The organism is Dinoroseobacter shibae DFL 12 = DSM 16493, assembly GCF_000018145.1.
Lineage (GTDB): Bacteria > Pseudomonadota > Alphaproteobacteria > Rhodobacterales > Rhodobacteraceae > Dinoroseobacter > Dinoroseobacter shibae.
Genome location: NC_009952.1, coordinates 1,204,092 through 1,220,840, shown reverse-complemented (window position 1 = coordinate 1,220,840; position 16,749 = coordinate 1,204,092). Strand labels below are relative to the sequence as shown.

General features: G+C 68.2%; 13 protein-coding genes. 5 read left to right on the top strand and 8 right to left on the bottom strand.

Going from position 1 to position 16,749, the window contains the following annotated elements; genetic code table 11:
* Nucleotides 1-24 precede the first annotated feature (24 nt).
* The 3 genes from ispG to hemA all read right to left on the bottom strand — a co-directional run bounded on the left by ispG (nt 25) and on the right by hemA (nt 3,905).
* A complete protein-coding gene (ispG, locus tag DSHI_RS06045; protein WP_012177856.1) occupies nt 25-1,176 on the bottom strand; it encodes a flavodoxin-dependent (E)-4-hydroxy-3-methylbut-2-enyl-diphosphate synthase in 1,152 nt (383 codons plus the stop codon).
* 72 nt (nt 1,177-1,248) lie between these two features.
* Nucleotides 1,249-2,478, bottom strand: a complete 1,230-nt coding sequence (locus DSHI_RS06040) for a helix-turn-helix domain-containing protein (protein WP_012177855.1) — start codon at nt 2,476-2,478, stop codon at nt 1,249-1,251.
* A gap of 203 nt (nt 2,479-2,681) precedes the next feature.
* Nucleotides 2,682-3,905, bottom strand: coding sequence for a 5-aminolevulinate synthase (gene hemA / locus DSHI_RS06035; RefSeq protein WP_012177854.1), 1,224 nt, complete (start codon nt 3,903-3,905; stop codon nt 2,682-2,684).
* A 197-nt stretch (nt 3,906-4,102) separates the two neighbouring features.
* Here hemA and DSHI_RS06030 point away from each other — a divergent pair, with 197 nt between their 5' ends.
* Complete coding sequence (locus DSHI_RS06030; protein ID WP_012177853.1) at nt 4,103-5,497, top strand: M20/M25/M40 family metallo-hydrolase; 1,395 nt, start codon at nt 4,103-4,105, stop codon at nt 5,495-5,497.
* 47 nt (nt 5,498-5,544) lie between these two features.
* On the opposite strand, the gene queA is transcribed toward DSHI_RS06030, so the two are convergent.
* Both queA and DSHI_RS06020 read right to left on the bottom strand, forming a co-directional pair.
* Nucleotides 5,545-6,606, bottom strand: a complete 1,062-nt coding sequence (queA, locus tag DSHI_RS06025) for a tRNA preQ1(34) S-adenosylmethionine ribosyltransferase-isomerase QueA (protein ID WP_012177852.1) — start codon at nt 6,604-6,606, stop codon at nt 5,545-5,547.
* A gap of 28 nt (nt 6,607-6,634) precedes the next feature.
* The gene (locus tag DSHI_RS06020) at nt 6,635-9,952 is read right to left on the bottom strand and encodes a YhdP family protein (RefSeq protein WP_012177851.1); all 3,318 of its coding nucleotides are present in this window, start codon (nt 9,950-9,952) and stop codon (nt 6,635-6,637) included.
* Between the two features lie 91 nt (nt 9,953-10,043).
* Between DSHI_RS06020 and bcp the strand changes: the two genes are divergently transcribed.
* The 4 genes from bcp (at nt 10,044) to DSHI_RS06000 (ending at nt 13,442) form a co-directional block, all read left to right on the top strand.
* Nucleotides 10,044-10,505 carry a thioredoxin-dependent thiol peroxidase gene (bcp, locus tag DSHI_RS06015; RefSeq protein WP_012177850.1) on the top strand — a complete coding sequence of 154 codons (462 nt, stop codon included), beginning with the start codon at nt 10,044-10,046 and terminating at the stop codon, nt 10,503-10,505.
* A 29-nt stretch (nt 10,506-10,534) separates the two neighbouring features.
* Nucleotides 10,535-11,392: a ferritin-like domain-containing protein gene (locus tag DSHI_RS06010; RefSeq protein ID WP_012177849.1), complete on the top strand. Its 858-nt coding sequence runs from the start codon at nt 10,535-10,537 to the stop codon at nt 11,390-11,392.
* Nucleotides 11,393-11,566: 174 nt separating this feature from the next.
* On the top strand, nt 11,567-12,895 hold the full coding sequence (locus DSHI_RS06005) for a DUF5930 domain-containing protein (protein ID WP_012177848.1): 1,329 nt from the start codon (nt 11,567-11,569) through the stop codon (nt 12,893-12,895).
* Nucleotides 12,885-13,442 (top strand): bactofilin family protein, encoded by a 558-nt coding sequence (locus DSHI_RS06000; RefSeq protein WP_012177847.1) that lies wholly within the window; start codon nt 12,885-12,887, stop codon nt 13,440-13,442. The genes DSHI_RS06005 and DSHI_RS06000 overlap by 11 nt, the downstream gene beginning before the upstream one ends.
* Nucleotides 13,443-13,526: 84 nt before the next feature.
* Here DSHI_RS06000 and DSHI_RS05995 read toward each other — a convergent pair whose 3' ends face one another.
* The 3 genes from DSHI_RS05995 to prfB all read right to left on the bottom strand — a co-directional run bounded on the left by DSHI_RS05995 (nt 13,527) and on the right by prfB (nt 16,639).
* Entirely contained in the window at nt 13,527-14,336 is an 810-nt protein-coding gene (locus DSHI_RS05995) for a DUF2189 domain-containing protein (RefSeq protein ID WP_012177846.1), read from the bottom strand.
* A gap of 83 nt (nt 14,337-14,419) precedes the next feature.
* Nucleotides 14,420-15,427: an ABC transporter substrate-binding protein gene (locus DSHI_RS05990; RefSeq protein WP_012177845.1), complete on the bottom strand. Its 1,008-nt coding sequence runs from the start codon at nt 15,425-15,427 to the stop codon at nt 14,420-14,422.
* Nucleotides 15,428-15,511: 84 nt separating this feature from the next.
* Nucleotides 15,512-16,639 (bottom strand): peptide chain release factor 2, encoded by a 1,128-nt coding sequence (prfB, locus tag DSHI_RS05985; protein ID WP_012177844.1) that lies wholly within the window; start codon nt 16,637-16,639, stop codon nt 15,512-15,514.
* Nucleotides 16,640-16,749 lie beyond the last annotated feature (110 nt).

Here is a 16,749-nt window from a genome sequence, read left to right as displayed (position 1 = left end):
TCCCGCGGGCACCACCGGGCGGGGTTATTCTGCCGGTTCGCGGGCGGCGTCCTGCGCAGCCTCGGCGGCTTCGATCGCGTCGAGTTCGGCGGCTCTCTTTTCCACCTGCTCGACGATATGGTCGATCATCTGCTCGTTGGACATCTTGTGGCTCTGTTTGCCCGCGAGATAGACCATGCCCGACCCGGCGCCGCCGCCGGTGAAGCCCACATCGGTCATCAGCGCCTCGCCCGGTCCGTTCACCACGCAGCCGATGATCGAGAGGCTCATAGGCGTCTTGATGTGTTCGAGCCGCTGTTCCAGCGCCTCGACGGTCTTGATCACATCGAAGCCCTGCCGCGCGCAGGACGGGCAGGAGATCACATTGACGCCACGGTGGCGCAGGCCGAGGGATTTGAGGATGTCATAGCCGACCTTGATCTCTTCGACCGGGTCGGCGGAGAGGCTGACGCGGATCGTGTCGCCGATCCCCATCCAGAGCAGGTTGCCGAGCCCGATGGCGGACTTGATCGTGCCGGACATCAGCCCGCCTGCCTCGGTGATCCCGAGATGGAGCGGCGCGTCCGTGGCGTCCGCAAGCGCCTGGTAGGCGGCGGCCGAGAGGAACACGTCGGAGGCCTTGCAGGAGATCTTGAACTCGTGAAAGTCGTTGTCCTGCAGGATCTTGATATGATCGAGCGCCGACTCGACCATGGCCTCGGGACAGGGCTCGGCATATTTGTCGAGCAGGTGTTTTTCCAGCGAGCCCGCGTTCACGCCGATCCGCATCGAGCAATTGTTGTCGCGGGCGGCCTTGATGACCTCCTTGACGCGCTTTTCGTCGCCGATATTGCCCGGGTTGATCCGCAGGCAGGCGGCACCGGCTTCGGCGGCCTCGATCCCGCGTTTGTAGTGGAAATGGATGTCCGCAACGATCGGCACGGGGCTTTCGCGGACGATCTCCTTCAAGGCGCGGGAGCTGTCGACATCGGGCACCGAGACGCGGACGATATCCGCCCCGGCATCGGCGGCGGCCTGCACCTGGGCGATGGTGCCGGGAATGTCGGTGGTCAGGGTGTTTGTCATGGTCTGCACCGCGATCGGGGCATCGCCGCCGATGGGCACGGGGCCGACATGGATCTGGCGCGACTTCCGGCGGTAGATGTTGCGCCAGGGACGAATTGCGTTATGCGACATGGGAAGCGCTTCCGATTGACAGACCTGATGTAAATCTAGGCGAGGTGCCGCGTCGTGGCAACGGGCCTGCGTCTATTCGGCCGGCGGCAGATCGGCCGGATCCGCGGTGAGCCGCGCCTCGGCGGTGGCGATGACCTCGCGCAGGTCCGGATCGGCATCGAGATCGGCGGCGGCGAAGGTGGTGCTGAGGGTTTCGCGCGACAATATCACATTGGAGGCGACCGCCCCCGGTGCCCCTGCGGGCCCGAAGGTCTGGCCATCAACCATGAAATACACCGCGCCGGAATTGCCCGCGCGCAAGGTGGGCGGGGCCTCCGAGTTCGGCAGCACGAAGCTCTCGCCGGTCTCCAGGATTCGTTCCAGCAGGATCGAGCCGTCGGCCGCGCGCACCCGAACCCAGGCCGGGTTGGTGGCGACGATGGCCACGGCGGGAGGCGTGGGTGCCACGACCTGCACCGCGGGGGTGTCGTCGGGGCCCGCCTCGGCCAGTTGCGTGGGCGTGGGCGGCGTGGTGACCGAGGGACGCCAGACGCCGATTGAATTGGGGTCGATGGTGGCGATGGGGCCGTCGCGCGGGGTCATCACCGGCACTTCCAGCGCCTCGGGCCGGTAGAGCCGCGACAGCGCGCTCGTGCTGGGCGCGCGCACGCCCGCGGTCTCGTATCCCGGTCGCGCGAGCGCCGCTTCGGCCAGCGGGTCGACATCGACCACCGCGTCGGGCGGCGCATCGACCGGGGTCAGGGTGACGCGCTGCACCTCCTGCAATATGGCGTAGCCGCCATAGCCGAGCCCGCCGAGAAGGGCGGCAAGCACGATCAGCGAGCCCAGTGCGCCCGCGTTGAACCCGTCGAAAAGCGCGGTTCTCTGAGGCATGAGCGCGGTGGCGGAGGCCAGGACCGGGTCTTCCTCGATCCGGTTGCGGCGCCAGCCGCGCTTGGCCGCGGGTCGGGCTGCGTCACTGCGGGCAGTGTTGGCCTCGGGCTGCATCCCGTGGACCCCGGCAAAGCCGCTCTCCTCGCAGAATTTCTGGAATGCCCAGTCCGGGTCGAGCCCGAGATAGCGCGAATAGGACCGCACGTAGCCGGCGATGAACCCGGGCGTTTCGAACACTGCCGGATCGGCATTCTCGATGGCGACGATATAGGGGGCCTTGATGCGCAATTCGCGCTGCACGTCGAGGAGCGACTTGTTCAGGGTGGCGCGTTCGCCGCGCATCACGTCGCCAAGCGACAGGTCATAATCGTCGAACCCTTTCAGGTTCGGCGTGTCATCTTCCGTGCGCGGTGTCTTGCGCCCGATCATGCCACCTGCCCTAACTTTCGCACTGGTTCCCGGCTTTTACCGATTCGAGTGCGGTCTGCCTAAGAAAACGTTAGCATATCCCCTGAGGGGGGGCAGTTAATTTTGCCGACGCGAAGTTTCTCGCGCAAATCGCCCGGAAATCAGGCGAAAATCCGCGGATGGCGTGACACGGTGGGCAGATCGAGGGAATCGGGGACGGCGCGTCAGGCGCTGAGCTCCCGGCGCGACAGGGCGCAATGGCTCCACAGATCGTCCATGGCATGCACGAGCTTCGAGATCATCTCGGGCGTGTGCACGGGCGACGGGGTGAAGCGCAGACGCTCGGTGCCGCGGGGGACCGTGGGGAAGTTGATCGGCTGGACATAGATGCCGTGCTCGGAGAGCAGCCGGTCGGAGATCATCTTGCATTTAACCGGATCGCCCACATGGACGGGCACGATATGGCTGCCATGGTCGATGATCGGCAGGCCAAGCCCCTTGAGCCGCATCTTCAGGATCTTCGCGCCCATCTGGTGCGCCTCGCGCCGGGCGGTGTCGGTTTTCAGGTGCCGCACGGAGGCCGCCGCCCCCGCCGCGACCGCGGGCGGGATCGAGGTGGTGAAGATGAAGCCGGGCGCGTAGGAGCGCACTGCATCCACCATCTTGGCCGAGGCCGCGATATAGCCGCCCATGACGCCGAACGCCTTGCCCAGCGTGCCGTTGATGATGTCGATCCGGTCCATCAGGCCGAGCTTTTCGCACACACCCGCGCCGCGGGGGCCGTACATGCCGACCGCGTGAACCTCGTCGATATAGGTGAGCGCGCCGAACGCGTCGGCCAGATCGCAGATCGCCTCGATCGGGCCGAAATCGCCATCCATCGAGTAGACGGATTCGAACGCGATGACCTTGGGCGCGTCGGCGGGCAGGCTTTCGAGGATCTCGCGCAGATGGGTCAGGTCGTTGTGGCGGAAGATATGCTTGGGGCAGTTGCCGTGGCGGATGCCCTGGATCATCGATGCGTGGTTCAGCGCGTCCGAGATGATATGCAGGCCGGGAAACAGGATCGGCAGGGTCGAGAGCGTCGCATCATTGGCGATATAGGCGGAGGTGAAGAGCAGCGCGGCTTCCTTGCCGTGCAGATCGGCCAGCTCCTCCTCCAGCGCGTTGTGATAGACCGTCGTGCCGGAGATGTTGCGTGTCCCGCCGGAGCCTGCGCCGGTGGCATCCAGCGCCTCGTGCATGGCGGCGAGCACGACCGGATGCTGGCCCATGCCGAGATAGTCGTTGCCGCACCAGACGGTGATGTCCTGCTTCTGCCCGTCGGGGCGGGTCCAGACCGCGCGCGGAAACGCGTCCTTGGTGCGCGCAATGTCGATGAACGTGCGGTAGCGGCCTTCGTCGTGCAGGCGTTGCAGGGCGGTGTCGAGATGGCCGGTATAGTCCAAGGGGGATCTCCGCGGGCTGTAAGTATCGCTGACACCGCATAGCTAGGCGGCGCTCTTGATGTTTAACAAGGCGCAAAATGACGCTGCCTTGACCGAGATCAACCCGCACCCGACGCGCAGGGGCGCGCGCGGACTGGACACCGGCGCGGGGGCCGGTAGGGTACGGGGGTGTTATCCCCTTGTTTTTGTGAGCATCCATGCCCGATACGACCGCCCCCGCCGCCCTTGACCCGGTTCTGGACCATATCGACGCTACGTTACCCGAGGCGCTCGATCGGCTGATGGCGCTGCTGCGCATCCCGTCGATCTCCACCGATCCGGCCTATGCGCCGGACTGCGCGCGGGCCGCCGATTGGCTGGTGGCGGAGTTGCGCGCGCTCGGGGCCGAGGCCGCGGCCCACCCCACGCCGGGCCATCCCATGGTGGTGGGGCACCTGCCGGGGCGCGGGCCACGGGTTCTGTTTTACGGCCATTACGACGTGCAGCCGGTCGATCCGCTGGATCTGTGGCATCGCCCACCGTTCGAGCCGGAGGTGCAGGACACAACCGCGGGCCGGGTCATTCGCGGGCGCGGGGCTTGCGACGACAAGGGGCAGCTGATGACCTTCCTGACCGCGTGCCGGGCCTGGAAGGCGGTGAACGGGCCTCTGCCCATGGAGGTGGTGTTTTTCTTCGAAGGCGAGGAGGAGAGCGGCTCGCCCTCCCTGATCCCCTTCCTGGAGGCGCATCGCGAGATGCTGGGGGCGGAGCTGGCGCTGATCTGCGACACGGGGCTGTTCGATGATCGGGCGCCCGCGATCATCACCTCGCTGCGCGGGCTGGCGGGGATCGAGGTGACGCTGACCGGCGCGGACCGGGACCTGCATTCGGGCGGCTTCGGCGGGCCGGCGGCGAACCCGATCCGGGTGCTGTCCAAGGTCCTGGCGGGGCTGCATGACGACACCGGCCGCGTGACACTGCCGGGGTTCTACGCGGGCGTGCCGGAGGTGACGGCGGACCAGCTCGCCTCCTGGGACGCGCTGGGGTTCGATGCGGAGGGGTTCCTGCGCTCTGTCGGGCTGTCGCGTCCGGCGGGCGAGGACGGGCGCCGGGTGCTGGAGATGCTGTGGTCGCGGCCCACTTGCGAGATCAACGGGATTACGGGGGGCTATACGGGCGCGGGGTTCAAGACCGTGCTGCCGAGCCAGGCCAGCGCCAAGATCAGCTTCCGGCTGGTGGGCGATCAGGACCCCGATGCGATCCTCGCTGCCCTGCGGGCCTATGTGGAGGCCAGCGTGCCGGAGGACGTGGATGTCACGTTCGAGGATTTCGGCGCGGCCCCGGCCTCGGTCATGAATACCGCGCACCCGGCCTTCGCAGCGGCGCGCGCCGCGCTCAGCGATGAGTGGGGGATGGACGCGGCGTTCACCGGCGCGGGCGGGTCGATCCCCGTGGCGGGGTATTTCCAGTCGATCCTGGGGATGGATTCGATGCTGATCGGGTTCGGCAAGACCGATGACGGCATCCATTCGCCCAACGAGAAATACGACGTGGAGAGCTTCCGGAAGGGCGCGCGCAGCTGGGCGCGGATCTTCGACAGGTTGCGGGGGTGAGGATGCCGGGGAAGATCCCCGGCCTGTATTCGGAGCGGACCCCGGGCTCACGCCCCCCGGTCCGGCAGCAACAGCGAGCTGTCGCCATAGGAGAAGAACCGATACTCCTGCGCGATGGCGTGGGCGTAGATCTCGCGGATGCGCTCGGCCCCCATCAGGGCCGAGACCAGCATCATCAGGGTCGATTTCGGCAGGTGGAAATTGGTCATCAGCCCGTCGGTGATACGGAACTCGAATCCGGGATAGATGAAGATGTCGGTGTCGCCCTCCCAGGGGCCGAAACCGCCGGGTTGGGCGGCGGCGGTTTCGATCAGGCGCAGGGCGGTGGTGCCCACGGGTATCACGCGGCGGCCATCGGCGCGGGTCGCAAGGATCTCGGCCGCGGCCTGGTCGGAGATCTCCCCCCATTCGGAGTGCATCTTGTGGGTGGTCACGTCGTCGACCTTCACCGGCAGGAAAGTGCCCGCGCCCACATGGAGGGTGACAAAGGAGAACTCCACGCCGCGCGCGCGCAGGGCCGCCAGCAGCGCCTCGTCGAAATGCAGCGACGCGGTGGGCGCGGCGACGGCCCCTTTGCGCGCGGCGAAAACGGTCTGGTAGTCGTCGCGGTCTTGCGCATCGGCGGCACGTTTGGCGGCGATATAGGGTGGCAGGGGCATGGCCCCGGCCTGAGCCAGGGCGGCGTCGAAATCGTCGCCCGTGCAGTTGAAGACCAGCCGCACCCGGTCCGCACCCCGCTCGGCCACGGTGGCGCGCAGGGCGTCGGAGAAGACGATCTCCTCCCCCTCGGCGAGCTTGCGCAGGGGTTTTGCCAGGGCTGTCCAGCCCTCGGAGGCAGGCTCCAGCAGCGTGATCTCGACCTTCGCGCTCACGGGCCCCTGGGCGCTGTCGCGGTGGCGGGTGCCGAAGAGGCGCGCCGGGATCACCTTGGTGTTGTTCAGCACCAGCCGGTCGCCGGGCTGCAATTCGTCCACAAGGTCGGTGACGCGCCGGTCGCGAAACGGCCCCCGCGCCTCGGCCACCAGCAGCCGGGCGGAGGAGCGCGGGCGCGCGGGGCGGGTCGCGATCAGCGTCTCGGGCAGATCGAAGTCGAAATCGGACAGATGCACGGGCAGGCAGGCTCTCGGTCTGGGGACGCTACTGCGTCAGATCGGGGGGGTCGCGGCGGAAAAGGTCGCGAAAGAGGCCCGGTGTCAAGAGCGAGAGCGGATTGACCTGCACCTGCGGGGCCGAGGGGGAGCCGGCGAGCCGGTAGCTGACGCCCACGAGCCCCTCGCCCCGGCGCGCGAACAGCGACCCTGGCAGCGCGTTGAGCGCATAGAAGGGCGAGACCACCCCTTGCAGGTCGATCCGGTCGCGGGCGGGCATGACCACCCCTTCGAAGGTGATGCCCAGGGACGGTCCCGTGGCGCGCCCCTCGCGCAGGGTGATGCCGCCGGGCGAGATTGCGAGACCGGTGGCAATCTCGGAAAAAGCAATGCCGCCATCGGCCATCTGGTCCAGCAGGCCAACGATGCTGATGGCCGACAGAAGCTGCACCGCGCCGGGGGTTTCGACGATGTTGCCGTCGGTGATGCGAACCTGTCCTTCGAGGATGCGTGGGTCGTCCAGCACTTCGAGCCGCATGTCCAGGGTGCCGCCGCGCAGGGTACGCAACACGCCCGCGTCGCGCAGGACCGCCCCGGCATCGCTGGCCTGCACTTGCACCGCTTGCCGCCCGGAGGCCGCTCGGGCCAGGGTGAGCGAGACCGGCGCGCCGCCATTGACCTGCGCGGCCAGGGTGCCGCCGATCACGCCGCCGCTTCGGCCCACGGCCCCGCGCACGCCTGTCAGGCGCAGATCGTCGGTGACTTGCACGGTGTCGAGCGCGATCTGCAGCGGTGCCCGGGCCCCGTCGCCCCCTGCGTCGCCGCGCGGCAAGTTGCGCAAATCCAGCCGCCCGCCCGTGAGCGCCACGGTGGGCGCCACGCCCGGCCCCTGCCCGGTCAGCACCGCCTGGCCCGTGAGCCAATCCCCGACACTGAGCCGGTCCAGCTCCATCCGGTCCAGCCCGCCGCCGCCCTCGCGCAGGGTGATGCGACCTTCGGCCTCCAGCCCCGCGGCGGAGAGGCGGAACGCATCGACCGCCGGCACCGGGCCGAGACGGAGGCTGGCGATCAGCGTGCCCGGGGCCGAGGCCGGTTTGCGCCAGTTGAGCGCCGGGATGCTGAGGCCGAGCCCGGCGAGATCGCCGGTCAGCTCCAGTCGCGGGGGCGCGTCGGGGCGCAGGCGCAGGCGGTAGTCGACCGCGCCCTGCCCGCTCACCGTGCCTTCAGGCAGCACGACCCCCAGGGCGGCGAGCCCTTGGGCGGTCAGTTGCGCGGTGCCGGAAATCTCGGTCCCGTCCCCTGCGGGCGTGTCGAAGGCGCGGGCCAGCACCACCTCCAGCGGCACGTCCTGCAAGGCCCCCGTCCCGGCCAGGGTCACGGTCCGGTCGGTGATCGTCAGGTCCAGGTCGGGCGCGGCGAAATCTCGTCCCGGCGCGACCTCGGCAAAGCGCAGGTCCGACAGGCTCGCATCGACCCAGAGCGTGTCGAGATCGACCTTGCGCCCCTTGCGCAGGGGCACGGTCAGCCCGGCCCGGGCGGCGACCGTGCCGCTGAGCCGGTCAGGGGGCAGCGCGACCCGGTCCAGCAGGGAGATCGGCGGGCTGTCGAGCAGGGCGAGGGCCGTGGGCACGGCGCCGCGGGCGCTGAGATGCAGCCGCGCGTCGCCGCCGCGGATGCGGGTGTCGAGGATCTGGAAGCTGCTGCCCGCGAGATCCACGGGGCCACGGTCGGGCACGACCATCTCGCCCTCGCTGACCCGGATGTTGAATTCGTGCTCGAAGAGCGTGCCATGGGCGCTACCCGCCATGAGCGTCGGAAACTGCGGCAGCACCCGGGCCGCCGCGTCGCGGAGATCGAAGCTCGCGGCGAGCTTCGGCCGCTCCCCCGGGGTGGCCATGAGCGTGGCGGTGACGTTGTCGAGAATGCCGCCGGTCAGGTTCTCGCGCAGCCAGGCGCCCGCCTTCTCGCCCCGCCCGGAGACCGGCCAGAAGTCGAGCACGCGGGCCGATGGCAGGCCGGTGGTCTGCACTTCAAGCTGCAGGAAAGGCGGCGCGCCCGCGGGTAGCTCCAACCGTCCTGCCCCGTGCAGCCGGGCCTCGGTCACGGCGTCCTCGGCGTAAAGCTGGCCAATCTCCAGCCGCCGCGCGGCGGTCCGCCAGCGGGCATCGAGCATCACCCGGGCGAGCGTGGTGGGCCCCGGCAGGCGGGCGCCGGGGTCGACCCAGATCTCCGACAGGTCCGCATGGAGCAGCAGATCGGGAAACCCGCCAGGGGCGCTGCCGGAGGCGGCCCCGTCGGCGATGTCGCCATGGGCGGACCCCGTCAGGCGCAGCCGGTCGGTGTCGAGCACGATATCCTCGATAAACATGCGGCGCTGGTCCGGGGCATAGCGCCAGGTCGCGGTGGCCTCCGACACCGCCAGCGGCGCGGCCTTGCCCCCCAAAGCCAGCGCGCCCACGCCAAGCGCCAGCTGCCCTTCGAGCGCGGAGAGCCGCCCGTCCGGGCGCAGCCCGCCCGCAAACCGGGCCGAGACCGGGCCTGCGAACACCCCCAGCGGTGCAAGCACCGGCGATTGCCGAGCCAGCACCTGGGCCGGGACCGCATCCATCCGCAGGCTGACGCGGGTTTCGGGATCGCCCTTGCGCGTCGTGAACCGCAGGGAGGCCCCGGTCCCGATGCCCGGCAGGTCGAGCGCGAGCGCGAGCGACAGGGCGGTCTCGCTGACATCCAGCACCGCCTCGCCGCCCGACAGGGTCACCACCTGCCGCAGGCGGCTGTCGGCCAGATCCAGGGTCAGATCGCTCAGGGTGACGCGGCGCAGATCCTGCAGGGCGGGGATGTCGAACACCGCCTCGATCTCGGCAATCAGCGCCGGCAGGGAGGGCACCCGCGTCAACGCCCCGCCCGACTGGAACGCCAGGCTGAGCAGCCCGTCGGCGTCGCGGCTGAGCCGCAGGCGCGCACCCTCGAGACGCACGCTTTCGGGCCGCACCTCCCCGCGCAGCAGCGCCCGGCGTGCCAGCACCACGTCAAGGCGCGGCAAGGTCACGCTGTCGACACTGTCGGCGGCGCGCAGGGTCAGCCCGGTGAGCGAAACCCGCGGCCTGCCCTCCTCGGTCAGGTAGAGCTCGATCCCGCCGAGATCCGCATCGCCGCGTCCGTCCAGCGCCCGGGACAGAACCGCCTGCGCCCGCTGGACCAGCGGCTCCGGCACCGCGACGCTGCCGCGCAGCGCGAAGGCCGCCAACCCGCCGATCCCCGCCAGCAGGAGTGCCGCGGCCATGAGCACCACAAGCCCCGACCGCGGACGGCTGTCCTGCGCGGGGGTATGCTGCGTCTCCGGGTCGGGGACGGTCGGGTCGGACACGTCGGGCGGTACCTCCGAGAAATCGCGCGGCGCGCCTTTCTTTCGGCGCGGATGCGGCTACCCTTCGTGCCGAGTGTACAGCGAGGATACCATGATCGAAACAGGCCAATCAGCCCCCGACTTCACACTGCCGCGGGACGGCGGCGAAACACTGACCCTGTCGGCTCAGAAACCGCGCAATGTGGTGCTCTATTTCTACCCGCGGGCCGATACATCCGGCTGCACCAAGCAGGCGGCGGGCTTCACCGCGCATCTGGACGCCTTTGCCGCCGCCAACACGGTGGTGATCGGGGTCTCGAAGGACCCGGTGAAGAAGCTCGACAAGTTCCGCGACAAGCACGGGCTGTCGGTTGCGCTGGTCAGCGACGAGGAGAGCACGGTCTGCGAGGATTGGGGCGTCTGGGTCGAAAAGCAGATGTACGGCAAGACCTACATGGGGATCGAGCGCGCGACCTTCCTGATCGACGGGACCGGCACGGTGCGCAACATCTGGCGCAAGGTGAAGGTGCCGGGCCATGTGGAAGAGGTGCTTGAGGCCGTCAAGGCCCTGTGATCCAAGGGGGCAACCGGAACGGAGAGCCCATGCCCGACGCCACGCCCCCCTTGACCGACACCCTGGCCGCCTGCGCCGAGGCCGTTCTGCGCACCCAGGGCGGGCGCGACAAGACCGCCCTGAGCCGGGCCTGCGCGCAGGCCTGGTTCGCCGCCCGCGCGGCGGGCACGCCCATGGCGGTGGGTAGGGCGACACCTCCGCTTCGCCCTGCAAGGCCTGAAAAACCCGAGCTTTTATCGCCGCGCGACGTGCCGCGCCGGCGGCCGGGCTCGCCCGAGGGGCGCAAGGCGATCCTGCACGCGGTGGCCCATATCGAACTCAATGCCGTGGACCTGCACTGGGACATCATCGCGCGGTTCACCGACACGCCGATGCCGATCGGGTTCTATGACGACTGGGTCAAGGCGGCGGATGAGGAAGCAAAGCATTTCAATCTTGTAAGCGACTGTCTTGAAGCGATGGGCAGTTTCTATGGCGACCTGCCGGCCCATGCGGGCATGTGGCGGGCGGCCGAGGACACCGCCGAGGATTTGATGGGACGGCTGGCGGTGGTGCCCATGGTGCTGGAGGCGCGGGGCCTCGATGTGACGCCGGGGATGATCGAGGTCTTCCGCAAGGCCAAGGACGACGGGGCGGTCGCCGCCCTAGAGGTGATCTATGGCGAGGAGGTCGCCCATGTGGCCTATGGGTCGAAATGGTTCCACTTTCTCTGCGGGCGCCACGAGATGGACCCGAAGGACGCCTTCCACACCCTCGTGCGGCGGTATTTCCACGCCCCGCTCAAGCCGCCGTTCAACGCAGAAAAGCGCGCCGAGGCCGGGATTCCGCCGGATTTCTACTGGCCACTGACCGAGCCCGAGGCGCAGATCGCCCCGTCAGAGCCCTGAGATCGCGGCATAATCGGCAAGAAATTGCCAAAATCGCCACGGTTTTGGGCGAAGATCCGCGCCTCGGCCATTGTTCTTGCAACTGCGACACAGGTTGCCCTAGAAAAAGGTAAGCGTCCGCGCCCTATAGGGCTTAACGAGACGCAACCGGTTGGGGAACTGAGGGTGCAGGCAGTGAGAACACGCTTCGCGAGGCGTCTGGAAGCCTTGTTTCCGGAAAAACGTCTTTTCTTGAAATCGGATGATGCAACGCGGTTCGTGCGGCTGACCAGCGGCACGCAGGCTGTTCTGGCCGTGGGCGGTGTCGGGTTGCTGGGCTGGACCACCTTCGCCTCGGCCATGGTGCTGATCGCCGCCCTCGGCGCGGGGGACTCCCGCGACCAGGCGCTGCGCGACCAGCAGATGTATGCCGAACGGCTCAACGCCCTGTCCGAAGAACGTGACGCCCGCGCCGCGGAGGCCCGCGCCGCGCAGGAACGGTTCGCCGCGGCCCTCCAGAAAGTCAGCGATATGCAGACCCGGCTGCTGGAAAGCGAGAAGCGCCGCTCCGAGCTGGAGACCGGCGTGGACGTGGTGCAATCCACCCTGCGCGCGGCAATGGCCGAACGCGATGCGGCCCGGGCCGCTGCGGAGGAAGCCGCGAACGAACTGGCCGCCCTGACCGGCACGGAGAAGACCGAAGCCGCCCAGTTGCGTGACCTGGAACAGACCCTCGCCTTCCTCACCAGTGCGCTCGAAGACACCGCGGTGCAGCGGGACGGGCTGGAAGGACAGCACAGCGCGGCCATCGCCGAGATCGAGGAGCTGCTGCTGACCCAGCAGCTGACCGAAGAGCGCAACAATCGGGTGTTCGAGATCCTGGAGGACGCAGTGGCCGTCTCGGTCGCGCCCCTGGAGCGGATGTTTGAAGAGGCCGGCGTGCCGGCGGACCGCATCCTGGAGGAGCTGCGCCGCAGCACCTCGGGCCAGGGGGGGCCGCTGGTGCCGATCACCCAGTCCACCCGTAGCCTGCCCCAGGACGAGATGAGCTATCGCACGCGGGAGATCCTCGCCGGGCTCGACCGGTTGAACCTGCACCGGATGGCGGTGGACCAGCTGCCCTTCGCGACCCCGGTAAAAGCCTCTTTCCGCTTCACCAGCCCGTTCGGATATCGCCGGGACCCCAAGGGTGGCGGGACGCGGATGCACAAGGGCACGGATTTCGCAGCCGCCCATGGCACGCCGATCTACGCCACCGCCGACGGGGTCGTGGTCGATGCCGGCTGGCACAGCGGCTTTGGACGCATGGTCAAGATCCGCCATGCATTCGGCTATCAAACTGTCTACGCGCATATGTCGAAACTGCGTGTGAAAGAAGGTCAACGGGTCTCGCGCGGGGATCGGATCGGTGATATGGGAAGCACTGGCCGGTCGACTGGGGTACATCTGCACTACGAGGTGCACCAGTCTGGCAAACCCGTGAATCCGATGACCTTTATCAAGGCAGGCAAGAATGTTCTCTAAATCCCGAATCAACGAGCCCGGACCCAAGGCCGGAGACGACGCGACAGAGGCGAATGCCGCCCCCGCAGCCCCGCGCGGTGCCGCCGCCGACAGCAAGCCCGTGGCCTCGGCCAAGCCGAAACCGGCGCCGTCGCTTCTTTCGTCCGACCTGAAGATCGTGGGCAACCTGCGCACCTCGGGCGACATCCAGATCGAAGGGCAGGTCGAGGGCGACATCCATGCGCATCTGCTGACAGTGGGCGAAGGAGCGACCGTGAACGGTGAAGTGGTTGCTGACGACGTGATCGTGAATGGTCGGGTCATCGGGCGTGTGCGTGGGCTGAAGGTGCGTCTGACCTCCACCGCGCGGGTCGAGGGCGACATCATCCACAAGACCATCGCGATCGAGAGCGGCGCGCATTTCGAAGGCTCCGTGCAACGCCAGGACGACCCTCTGGGCGGTGGCGGCAAGCCCAGGCAAGCTTCGCAGGGCGAGGCGCCGCTGGGGAACCAGCAGCCCGCGCCGCAGAAAGCGCCGCAACCGGCCGCCAAGCCCGCGCAGGGCTGAGCCCCCCATCCCTTTTGCATGGACAGGACCGCGCCCCAGGCAACCGGGGCGCGTTTTTCGTGCGGACCTCGAAGGCGCGGCGGCTCAGGCCGCGGTGATCACCCGCTGGTAGAGATGCCAGGTGGCATGACCCAGGAGCGGCAGCACCAGCAGCAGCCCGAGAAACGCGGGCACCATGCCGACCAGCAGCAGCACCGCCACCAGCACGCCCCAGCTCAGCATGACCCGGAGGTTCTCGGTCACCGCCGAAAAGCTGGTGATCATGGCGGTGACGAAATCGACCTCCTTGTCCAGCAGGAGCGGCAGGCTGACCACCGTGATCCCGTAGAGAACGAAGGACAGCACCGCGCCTACGCCCGTGCCCACCAGCAGCATCATCATCCCGTTGGGGGTCAGGAACACCGCGAAGGACGAGGTGATGTTGGTCATCACCGCCAGCCCCAGGAACAGCGCGAAGATCATGTGGGCCAGGAAATTCCAGAACAGGAAGAAGATCAGGATCACCGCCGCCATGGACGGCATCTGCCGGTTCTTCTCGGCCAGCACCACGCCCAGCACCGCGCCCCAGTCCAGCGGCTCGCCGGTTTGCAGGCGGCGACTGACCTCATAGAGCCCGACGGCGGCGAAGGGCCCGATCAGCGGGAAGCCCACGATGATCGGCAGGGTCGCCCAGCTCTTGCCCGTGGCCATGAGGATATAGACCATCGCCAACCCGCCGAGGACATAGACCGCGCTGAAAAACAGCCCGAAGGCGGGCGCACGCTTGAAGTCCGACCAGCCGAGGGCGAGGGCCGCGCGCAGATCATCGGTGGTGATGCGCGCGACCTTGGGGCGGAAGGCCGGGCTGGTCTGGGCACCGGACTCAGGGCCGGTATCGGGGCTGGCATCGGTCATGGGGCGGTCCTCCTCGGCGGCAGACTAGCAGCGCGCGCGGGCAGGACAAAGCCCCATGACCGGGGCCGGAGAACAAGTGCGGCTCACGCCACGAAGGCGGTGTCGGCGAGCGTGGTGGACAGGTCCGGCAGCGCCTCGACGATGCCGTATTCGGCCATGCGGGTGGCGGCCTCTTCCCACTTCTGCCGGGAGATCACGCCGATATCGTCGGTCCCGCCGGTGACATATGGTTCCAGCAGCTCCAGGCAGCGGGTCTGATACGCCACGTCCTTGTAGACCGAGCCGTCGGGCACGAACTGGCCCACGACCATTTCGGCCGCGGCGGGCTTGTCGGCCAGCACCCGTGCCCAGCCCTCGAACGTGGCGGCGAGGAAGGCCTCGACCACCTCCGGCTGCTCGGTCAGCAGCGTGTCGGAGGCCATGATCGTCTGGGCCGTCGACAACAGCCCGTGATCGGACAGCTTCAGCACCTCGGGCGCGGCACCGTATCGCGCGGTCACGCCGATCGGCTCGTCGATGACATAGCACTGGACCGCGAACATCTCGCCCGAGACCGCACGCGCAAACTTGTCGGCATAGGGGATCTCGACCACTTCGATTTCCTCGATCCCGTTCACCCCCTTGACCAACGCCATGACCTTCAGCCCGTCCACATGGACACCCACGGTCTTGCCCCGCAGCGCCTCCAGCCCGCTCAGGCCCGCCCCCGCCGGGGCCATCAGCCCGTAGGGCGAGGCCTGGAACATGGTCGCGGCGGCCTTGATCGGTGCACCCGCGGCCTGGGCGCCGAGGATCAGATTCTGCTCGGCGCAGGCCATGTGGGCGCGGCCCTCGGCCACTTCGGAGGCGACATTGACCCCGTCGGCCCAGGGGCGGATCTCGACCTCCAGGCCCGCATCGGCATAGAGTCCCTCGGCCTCGGCCATGAAGAGCCCGGCGAATTGGGCGTTGATCTTCCAGTCGAGCTGAAAAGTGAGCCTGGTGGTCGCGGCCCGGGCGGGGCGGGCCATGAACGGGGCGGCCAACGCGGCGCCCCCCAGTTGCAGGGCGGCCCGGCGGCTGAGGCGGGGCGAAGATGTGGATCGTGGCATGAACGTCTCCCTGGTCAGGGTGCCCCAACGGCACCGCAGCACAAGGTAGCCTCGCCCGCAGACAGGTCCGCTTTTTGTCCGGCGTCAGTCGGCGCCCTGCGCCTCGCTGCGACTTTTTCCGGCAACTTGCTGGGCCAATGTCGCAGACATGAGCCCATCGAGATCGCCGTCGAGCACGCCCGCGGTATCCGAGGTCTCGTAGCCCGTGCGCAGATCCTTCACCATCTGATAGGGCTGCAACACATAGGAGCGGATCTGGTTGCCCCAGCCCGCGTCGCCCTTGGCCTCGTGCGCCTCGTTGATGGCCGCGTTGCGGCGGTCGAGCTCCATCTGGTAGAGGCGCGATTTCAGCGCCTTCATGGCGATATCACGGTTCTGGTGCTGGGACTTCTCGGAACTGGTGGTGACGATGCCCGTGGGCACATGGGTGATGCGTACCGCCGAGTCGGTTGTGTTCACGTGCTGTCCGCCCGCACCGGAGGATCGGTAGGTATCGATGCGGATATCCGCCGGGTTGACCTCGATCTCGATATTGTCGTCCACCACGGGGTAGACCCAGACCGAGCTGAACGAGGTGTGGCGGCGCGCGGCGCTGTCATAGGGGCTGATACGGACGAGCCGGTGGACACCGGATTCCGATTTCAGCCAGCCATAGGCGTTGGGCCCGCTGATCTTGTAGGCCGCGGACTTGATCCCGGCCTCTTCGCCGGGGCTCTGGGATTGCAACTCCACGGTGTAGCCCTTGGCCTCGGCCCAGCGGACATACATCCGCGCCAGCATCGAGGCCCAGTCGCAGCTCTCGGTGCCCCCTGCCCCCGAGTTGATCTCCAGGAACGTGTCGTTGCCGTCGGCCTCGCCATCCAGCAGCGCCTCGATCTCCTTTTTGGCGGCGGTCTCGGCGAGGGACTTGAGCGCCTCCTCTGCGTCGGTGACGACCTCCGCGTCCGCCTCCATCTCGCCCAGCTCGATCAGCTCGATATTGTCTTCGAGCTCCTGCTTGATGCCCTCGTAGGTCTTCATGGCATCGACAAGCATCTGGCGGTCGCGCATGAGCTTCTGGGCGCGGGCCTGATCGTTCCAGAGGTTCGGGTCCTCGATCATCGCGTCGAATTCTTCGAGCCGGTGCGGCGCGGTCTCGTAATCGAGCCGCTGAGCGAGAAGGTCCAGCGATTTGCGGATCGCTTCGACGGTGTTCTGGATCTCTGCGCGCATGGGGGAGTGTCTCTTTTTGTTGCAAGGGGCGTGGCCCCCGGGGTCCGGGTGTAGCCAAGACCCGCCAGACGGGCAAGAGCCCCGCGGGATGGGCCAGCGGCCAAGCGGTT

Excerpts from the sequence above, each read along its gene's own strand:
- DSHI_RS05995 (WP_012177846.1), bottom strand. The coding sequence starts at position 14,336 with ATGACCGATGCCAGCCCCGATACCGGCCCTGAGTCCGGTGCCCAGACC.
- DSHI_RS06010 (WP_012177849.1), top strand. The coding sequence starts at position 10,535 with ATGCCCGACGCCACGCCCCCCTTGACCGACACCCTGGCCGCCTGCGCC.
- DSHI_RS06030 (WP_012177853.1), top strand. The coding sequence starts at position 4,103 with ATGCCCGATACGACCGCCCCCGCCGCCCTTGACCCGGTTCTGGACCAT.
- DSHI_RS06000 (WP_012177847.1), top strand. The coding sequence starts at position 12,885 with ATGTTCTCTAAATCCCGAATCAACGAGCCCGGACCCAAGGCCGGAGAC.
- DSHI_RS06040 (WP_012177855.1), bottom strand. The coding sequence starts at position 2,478 with ATGATCGGGCGCAAGACACCGCGCACGGAAGATGACACGCCGAACCTG.
- prfB (WP_012177844.1), bottom strand. The coding sequence starts at position 16,639 with ATGCGCGCAGAGATCCAGAACACCGTCGAAGCGATCCGCAAATCGCTG.
- bcp (WP_012177850.1), top strand. The coding sequence starts at position 10,044 with ATGATCGAAACAGGCCAATCAGCCCCCGACTTCACACTGCCGCGGGAC.
- DSHI_RS05990 (WP_012177845.1), bottom strand. The coding sequence starts at position 15,427 with ATGCCACGATCCACATCTTCGCCCCGCCTCAGCCGCCGGGCCGCCCTG.
- ispG (WP_012177856.1), bottom strand. The coding sequence starts at position 1,176 with ATGTCGCATAACGCAATTCGTCCCTGGCGCAACATCTACCGCCGGAAG.